The organism is Pseudoalteromonas holothuriae (assembly GCF_945859825.1).
Classification (GTDB): Bacteria; Pseudomonadota; Gammaproteobacteria; order Enterobacterales; family Alteromonadaceae; genus Pseudoalteromonas; species Pseudoalteromonas holothuriae.
In genome coordinates this window covers 103,343-112,004 of record NZ_CAMAPC010000015.1, presented here as the reverse complement: position 1 = coordinate 112,004, position 8,662 = coordinate 103,343, and the positions used below count along the sequence as shown (strand labels likewise).

4 protein-coding genes, 1 tRNA gene and 1 rRNA gene are annotated in these 8,662 nt (G+C 38.8%); 1 reads left to right on the top strand and 5 read right to left on the bottom strand.

The window, feature by feature from the left end:
• Positions 1–94: ribosomal RNA gene (locus tag OCI93_RS16205) — 16S ribosomal RNA — on the bottom strand; the annotation flags it as partial.
• Positions 95–1,244: 1,150 nt separating this feature from the next.
• Between OCI93_RS16205 and OCI93_RS16200 the strand changes: the two genes are divergently transcribed.
• A tRNA-His gene (locus OCI93_RS16200) sits at positions 1,245–1,320 on the top strand.
• Between the two features lie 304 nt (positions 1,321–1,624).
• Here the strand turns inward: OCI93_RS16200 and nagP are convergent.
• From nagP to mutT, 4 genes are all read right to left on the bottom strand, one after another.
• Positions 1,625–2,926, bottom strand: coding sequence for an N-acetylglucosamine MFS transporter NagP (gene nagP / locus OCI93_RS16195; protein ID WP_261594512.1), 1,302 nt, complete (start codon positions 2,924–2,926; stop codon positions 1,625–1,627).
• Positions 2,927–3,098: 172 nt separating this feature from the next.
• Positions 3,099–5,681: a family 20 glycosylhydrolase gene (locus OCI93_RS16190; RefSeq protein WP_261626827.1), complete on the bottom strand. Its 2,583-nt coding sequence runs from the start codon at positions 5,679–5,681 to the stop codon at positions 3,099–3,101.
• A 374-nt stretch (positions 5,682–6,055) separates the two neighbouring features.
• The gene (locus OCI93_RS16185; protein ID WP_261626826.1) at positions 6,056–8,122 is read right to left on the bottom strand and encodes a M13 family metallopeptidase; all 2,067 of its coding nucleotides are present in this window, start codon (positions 8,120–8,122) and stop codon (positions 6,056–6,058) included.
• 119 nt (positions 8,123–8,241) lie between these two features.
• Positions 8,242–8,637, bottom strand: coding sequence for an 8-oxo-dGTP diphosphatase MutT (mutT, locus tag OCI93_RS16180; protein ID WP_261594515.1), 396 nt, complete (start codon positions 8,635–8,637; stop codon positions 8,242–8,244).
• Between the last annotated feature and the right edge of the window lie 25 nt (positions 8,638–8,662).

Here is an 8,662-nt window from a genome sequence, read left to right as displayed (position 1 = left end):
ATCTTCTAGCAAGCTAGAAATGTTACCGCTCGACTTGCATGTGTTAGGCCTGCCGCCAGCGTTCAATCTGAGCCATGATCAAACTCTTCAATTAAAAGTTTTTTCTGTCTTGAAACCTAAGCTTCAAAACGGCGCTCATTGAATTCTGATTTTGATATTCACCTAATAAAAGATGAGATATCGAATTGACTGTGTTGAAACAAGTAAACTTGTTTCCGTTGGTCACTCAGTTCAATTGAGACTCTAAATTTTTTGCGTTGCTTCAATCTAAGAAAGAAGGTTCGCTGTTAGAACTCAACCTGTACGAGTGCCCACACAGATGATTGCTTCATATTTTTAAAGAACAATTTATGATTACGCTTTGGTAATCAAGGCGATGATGAAGCGCTTTGCTTTATCTCGCTAGGGCTGCGCATGTTACGCTTTCCTATTTTTTTGTCAACACTTAATTTGAAGTTTTTGTTTTACTAAAAAGTCATTTTAAGTTTTACTCGACGCTGACTCGTTTTGCTTTGCTTATTGTGCGTAGCGCTCCGTGTCAGTGGGGTCGCATTATAGGGCGATCCTTTTTTTGATCAAGCACTTTCTTTAATTTTTTATCTGTTCGTACAAATAACCAGCTAAAACATCTAAACAGCCTATTTTACAGACAATATTTAGATGAAAGGCCTCACATATGGCTAAATGGAATACCATTAGCCACTTAATTACTCTGGTCCACTCTAACCGGGCACCTCTATCAGAGTGGAAAACTAATCCTTATAAGCGACTTAGGCAGTCGTCATGCGTTTATAGATATGCCAACCAGTATACGACTAGAATATAAATCTATAACAATCATAAGGAACATCTAGCCTTCGCCAGTTTTTAGTCGCGTACAAGAGAACAAACGTAGTCGAACTATTTCTCTGGCTCTTCATTTAGTGATAGTTAATAGCAGCTTCATTGTAACGTGAGATTAAGTATTTCTATCTTCTTATTTATCTCAGGTAAACGGCACATGAATCGCACTTTAGGGTTGCTCACTAATCAAATTAGTGATGCGCCACATACGTTGCCATTATTGGATTTACCATAAACTATCTATGTTTTGGCTTAATTAGGTGTTGGCCGCCTTATCCATTTCATCATTAATGACTTTAATGACTTTTATAGAGCCGCAGTATTTTCGCCCAAACCACTTTGCAAATACCAGATATTTATGTATTATGCGCGCCACACATCAAATAGGTGTTGTTATTGTGGCGGCTGTAGCTCAGTTGGTAGAGCCCTGGATTGTGATTCCGGTTGTCGTGGGTTCAAGTCCCATCAGTCGCCCCAATTTTCTTTGAATCATTCCATTCAATTTTCTATTTTTTAAACTATGTAATTTACCACCCAATCAAAGTATCTATTCCACTTGGTTACTTACGACTTTTTCAGCAAATGATTTGGCTTATACCAATTGCATTAAATAAATGACTTAGTAGCCAGGCAGAAATTCTAATATAGTCATTTAACTTCTAGAATGATCAATGTTTTAATAACATTGGAATTATTTTTAAGCTACTAATTTAAAATAAAAAAATGCCACCTTTCGGTGGCATTACACACGGGATTATTTCTACGTATAGATAGAAATTCTTTACTTCCAACTTCTCATTTTGTGACCTTTCACAGCATAGAAGAGGATAAACAAGTAACTTGGTATCATTAAGCTATATGCACCTTGAGCACCCAGTCCGGCTACATTACCAACACCAATCAATAGTGGTCCCAGTGCACCACCTGCAATACCCATAATCAATAAGCCAGATGCTGTACCTGTCAACCTGCCCAGACCATCTAAAGCTAAGGGCCAAATCGCAGGCCACACCATAGCGTTAGCAAAACCTAGCAATGCAATACACAATAACGGATCTGGTAGCTCAGGTCCACCAAATGGAACAAGAACCAAGTTTGCAATAGCATATGAGTCATTGCTGCCAAATACAACCGCCAAAACAGTTACAATACCAGCAATTCCAGACATCACCAACGCATTTTGTTGTGACATAAAGCGTGGGATCAAAGCGATACCTATTGCATAACCGATGAGCATACAAGCCATAGTATAAGAAGTCATAACAGAATAATCTGCAATGCCCAGTTGCAAAGCATACGAGCCAATAGTATCAGCAGCAATAACTTCAACCGCAACATATAAAGCTATACCGATGACACCCAATACAAGATGGGGGTGACTCAATGTTTCTTTAAGCTCACCTTTACTGGTTTTGCTTTCTTCGTCAAATATAAGGTCCGGTAAAGGTGCGAACTTCGCAAACAGAGCGAATATAAAGATTAACCCAGCAATTCCTATATATGGCCCGATTAAGCTGTTAGCCATGATATCTTTTTGCTCTTGGCTTAACTTCACGCCACCTTCAGCAAGGCCGCTTACAACCACTGCTGCAAATATAATTGGTACAATGACACCCGCAGACTTATTGAGCAAACCCATAATGCAAACTCTTACTGCAGCTGACTTTTCCGACCCCATTTTAACAACATAAGGGTTCACGGCCGTTTGCAAAACAGTTTGGCCAACACCTATCATTAATTGTGCAAACAAAAAGATCTCTATCATTTGCATTTTTGCTGCAGGAATATACATTAATGCTGATGCAGCCATAACTACACAACCAATCGCCATTCCATTTTTGTAACCAACTCGCTTAATGAGCATCGCTGATGGAATACCAGCAACCGTTACTGCAATATAAAAGGACGATATAATAAAAGAGGCCTGCAACGGCGTTAGCTCCAACATTTGTTGTAAAAATGGAGTTATTGCACCGTTCAACCAAGTGATACACCCTAAGATGAAAAACATTGAACCGGCAAGTATCATTGGCAACCAAATACTTTGCTTCTCTTTATCTTCAATTTCCACGATTGCTTCCATAATTTTCTTCTTGTCGCTAATTAATATCATTATTAGAGCTGCATTAAAAAATGACAGCGCTGACATTTAACTTTACGTTAAAATTTTATCTTTGACTAGTTAGATTTTAAACACAAATGTAACTAGTACTAATACAAACTGACAGTGCTAGTTACTTGCTTTGCATTTAAATCTACTTATTTAAGTTTGTGACACGGCTAACGTTATTCTCACCATGACGTGTTCTTAATTGAACAGCTTGAGCATCATTGATATTCACAGGCTCGCTATAGTGCAACCAGGTTTTCCCATTATTTAAAGAGTATTCGATAGTCAAATACGGAAACGCACTATTGGCATGTAGCTTACCGTCTTTTAATAAAGCTCCGGGCACAGGTAAATTGGCATTGACTCCGCCCTTTTGCAATTTTGTGAGCTCTTTAACTGAAACTGCTGCCGCGAACTCTTGCCAGTCTTTTGCAAAATTATTTTGATTTGCACCTAAGCTTTCCCACTCAGCTTTATGCCATGCTCGTTCCGCGACCGATAAAATACGAGGGAAGATCATCGCCAGCACTTGCTCCTCAGTACGAATGGTTTCACTCCATACCTGACCCTGTACGCCTAAGATATTTTCTGGCTTTACAAGTTTAGGTAATTCGCGCCCAACTAAAGCTTCAAGGTTAACAATGGGTTCGCGGTTGCGCGTAAAGTCAGCATTGCCATATACATCATCTGGCATATATCCAAACGCTTTTTTAGTATCGATGTAACGTGTTGCCCAGTAATAACCTCTTTCATCAGGGTGAGCTTCATATGGGTGATCAAAGTATAAATGAGTGCCATGCGATAAAATAACCTGATATCCATCATTCGCAAGTCGATATGCTCTATCAGCTACCCCCCACTCCCATATATTATCCCAGACATTAACCGTAACCTCCTTATTGGGAAAGCCATCTCGATTAAATGGGTTAACCTTGTCGTACATTAAACCATCTTCCCAAGCACCAGGCGTAATGCCACGTTTATCGAAAAGACTGGCTACTCTTTGCGTAAAATACGGTTTTAAGTCAGCAACGCCCGCTACACCATTATTTGGCTCTGAGAATAATGCCTGACATGCTTTAGATTGGCTCCATGAACCGCTACCTACTTCATCACCACCAAAGTGTAAATGGGTTAGTCGTGTACCTGCATCTCGATACATACTTTGCAACTCATAGGTCACTTTATCAATAAATGCATAAGTAGAATCAAGGCATACGTTCATAGAGTTATCATGATAGTTTTGGACGGTCAGGTATTGTGATTTATCATCAGGTTCACTAAGTAAATATGTACTTGCAGCACTATCATTGCCTATGTCTGTGAACTTTTTATATCTGGCTTCCATTGCTTTTATCGACGCCCTCGCATGACCGGGGCCTTCTATTTCAGGAACTATTTTAATGTGCCTTGCTGTAGCAAATTTAAGTAACTCCACAAAATCTTTACGGGATAAATAGCCATTACCAGAACCTGATTTAAATGGCCCAGTGCCCAATTGCGTTAGTAAACAGCTCTGCTCACTTAAGTCAAAACAGCGATAGCCACCTATTTGGGTAAGTTCAGGTAGGTCGGGGATCTCTAAGCGCCAACCCTCATCCTCTGAAAAGTGCCAATGTAGCACATTCATTTTATAGCGTGCCATGTGCTCAACTAGCTTGAACAGTGCATCTTTACCATGGTAGTTACGCGCATTGTCATAGTGCATTCCTCGCCAAGAAAAACGAGGGCTATCTTCTATTTCAACATTAGGGATTTCGATATTCTCTTGCACATCAGGCGAAAACAGTGCAAGTAAGCTTTGTATACCATAAAACACGCCAGCATTATCTGTACCTACAACAGTTATTTTCTCATCATCCACCTCTAAACGATAACTTTCAGCTTTACCTTTAGCGATTGATTCATCCACTTTTAAGATTATGACAGGTGAGTTAGCAACTGAAATATGATCAGGCTTTGCCTCTAACTTCAGGCCATAAGATGCTAAGCTTTGTGTAAATACGTTCACTTCAGATTTAAGCCTACCCGCATAACGTATTTGCCAATCACTATTAAGCACCGCAGTGCCTCGGTTAAAATCGACGTTACTAGGCTTGGGAATAATACGCTTAATTGCTTCTTCTTTACTTACTGATAGCTTTTGTTGATTGCGTTCAAATCGCAATTGAGCATTTGCAATTTTGGTATAGTCAACAGGGTCATTATAACGCTTTAGTTGGTTTTCTCGTTCAATAGGTGCCACAAACTGGGTAAAGTCTTCAGTATCTGTATTTGCGAAAATAACTGGTTTTTGAGAGTTTGCCACCATAAAAGCACGCGGCATAAAATCACTGTATGCCGCAAGCCAAGCACTTGCTTCATATTGCACTTTTAAACTCTCACCACTATTGAGGCCTGCAAACTCTTTGGTAGGGACCAAACGGTTAAGATCTCCATTTATATGTTCAATTTTAAGACCTGCGACCTGCTTAGTTTGAATTTTTCTAATTGAATGAATATAAATCTGCCAATCACTCTCACCTTTTGGCAAAGCAACACCGGAGTCATTTTTTAAGGTAATAGACGCAAGTACACTACCAACCCCTTTATGAAAGTTATCCTCAACAGCAAACATAAATTCAGTGCCTTGCGTGAAGCGCTGCAATTGAGCCTGTGACAATGCTGCATGGGTAAACAGTGGTGTGGCCACCATCGCAGTGGCGAGTAAAGTGTGTTTAAAGTTCATCCTAGGCTCCTTTATAAAGCGGCTACATGTTCGCTTAATTCTCTTGTTTTAAGTGCGATTTGATTAATAAATAGCTTAGTTTATGTAATTTCATCATATAGAAACAAAAATGACAGCGCTATCATTATTTTTTCATATTGGTGCAATAATACCAATTGCATTAAATAAATAATAAGATATTACGACAAATTATTGGCTTAATAACTAAACAAATATTTCAGTATGTCGTTATTTTACATGAGTAATTTTTAACATAGTTAGTAAGTTATTTAGGTCGCTCAAGTGATTAATGTTATAACAAAACTGATATGTGTAGTTTATTGGGCATAAAAAAGCCCACAAAATGCGGGCTATAGAACGAAAAATACGACTAATTACCAAATTTTAACGCGTTTCTCAGGTGCCAAGTACATTTTATCACCCTCTTTAACGTCAAAGGCTTTATAAAATTCAGGCATATTAGGTAATACGCCGATAACACGATAATGACTTGGTGCGTGCGGGTCAGTTACTAGGCGATTACGTAATTCTTCATCACGGTATTTTCTTCGCCAGATTTGCGACCAACCCATAAAGAAACGCTGTTCGCCTGTATAACCATCAATTACAGGTGCCTTATTATCACCAAGAGAAATTTGATATGCTTTATAGGCAACAGTAAGGCCACCTAAATCTCCGATGTTTTCACCTAGTGTAAATTCACCATTTACGTTAGCATCTTCAAACGGCTTAAATTGGTCAAATTGCTCAACCAGCTTTTTCCCTCGCACCTCAAACTGCGCCAGATCCGAGTCGCTCCACCAGTTTCGCAAGTTGCCGTCACCGTCATATTTAGCGCCTTGGTCATCAAATCCATGGCCTAACTCATGACCAATAACAGCGCCGATTGCACCATAGTTAACCGCATCCTCCGCCGCTAAATTAAAAAATGGCGGCTGTAAAATAGCGGCAGGAAAAACAATCTCATTATTTACCGGGTTATAATATGCATTCACAGTTTGTGGCATCATAAACCACTCAGAACGATCTACTGGGCGACCAATTTTATCGATCATGTTCTGATAAGCCCACTGACTGTATCGCACGTAGTTACCTAACAAATCGTCACGATTAATATCAAGAGCTGAGTAGTCTTTCCACTTATCAGGATAACCAATTTTGGGTGTGAACTTGCTTAACTTTTCCTTTGCTGCAACTTTCGTCTGGGCACTCATCCACTCTAATTCATCAATTGCCTGTTCAAACCCTTTGATTAGGTTTGCAACCAATTGCTCCATTTTAGCTTTGGCTTCTGGTGGGAAATATTGCTGCACATAAATTTTACCAAGCAACTCACCAAGCACTTCATTACTGGCATCCACTGCTTTTTTCCATGTTGGCGATTGCTCTTCTAAACCGCGTAGTTTTTTACCAAAAAAATTAAATTTCAGTTCAACCATTTCTTTGTTCAATAACTGTGCATGGTTGTTTACAAAATGAAAAGTTAAGTAATTTTGCCAAGTTTTAAGTGATGTGTTTGCAAAAACACTCGACAAACTTTCAAAATATGAAGGCTGACTAACAACGAGCTCCTCTAAATTAAGACCTAGCGCTTGAAAGTATGCTGATAATTTAAAATCAGGCATTAGCTGTTCAGCTTGTGCAACTGTCATTTTATTATAAGTTTTTGTTGCATCTCTACTTTCTACACGCGTCCACTGTGCTTGTGCCATCGATTTTTCAAGCTCAAAGATTTCTTCTGCAACTTGCAATGCATCTTCGTTCCCTAAACGGCTAAATACCTGCGCTATGTATTCAACATACTCAGCACGTAAGATGTTAAATTTTTCAGTGTCTTTTAAATAATAATCTCTATCTGGTAAACCCAACCCTGCTTGATATAAGTAAAGTGCATGTTCGCTAGAGTTTTTCGCATCATTATTTACATACCAACCAAATGGATTATCGCCGCCTTTTGTTAACATACTTGCCATTAGTGTAGGTAATTCACTCTTATTCTTAATGGCATTAATATCTGTCAAGTATGTTTTTATTGGTGATAAGCCCAGCTCATCACGTGCTGTTTCATCCATATAGCTAGCATAAAACGCCCCTAACTTATGCTCATCACTTCCCAGTGTTGATTGTGAGTTAGCTTTAGCCCTTTCTAACACATCTTTTAGTGCTTTTTGTGATTCATCATATAATTGCGTGAAGGAGCCATAATTTGATTTATCTGCTGGTATTTTGGTTTTTTCTAACCATTTTCCATTTACATGATAATAAAAATCATCTTGCGCTTTTACTGTTCGGTCAATGTTATTTAGGTTAATGCCAGACACAAATGCGGTTTGAATAGACTCTTGTGATGCACTGCTGTTAGAGTTCGTGGTAGGTTCGCTACAGCCAAGCAAGCCTAAAGTAATTGCAACACTTGCTGCAGTTAAAGTAATTTTATTCATTATGATTTTCCTATCAGTAATACATGATCATACTAAACGTCCTGTTTACCTAAAACAAACTCAAAGCAAAGATTGGTATAAAAGGAAAAGTAACAAATCATGTATAACTGCACGTAAGATTAAAATTCAGCCTGTAATTTAGCCACTATTTCCAGATTAGCAGTGGGGAAAGCCAGTTCATGAAGCTGTTCAATACTAACCCATTTACATGGCTGACCCTCTAACCCTTTTGGCTCTCCGGAAAAATCATTCACTAAATGAATATCTAAACATACATGCTTGTCACCATAATCATGCTCAATAATCATAAAGGCATCTGAGCTGTGAACATCAATATTAACTTCTTCTTTTAACTCTCGATTAAGTGCATCGGTAACACTTTCACCTGCTTCTACCTTCCCACCGGGAAACTCCCACAAGCCGCCTTGATGTTGGTGTTCACTACGTTTACTAACAAAAATATTTCTATTTTGAATGATCACACCCACAGCTACTTTTACGTGTTTCTTAGCCATTTTATCCTCTCGAAAAAAAAGCGAC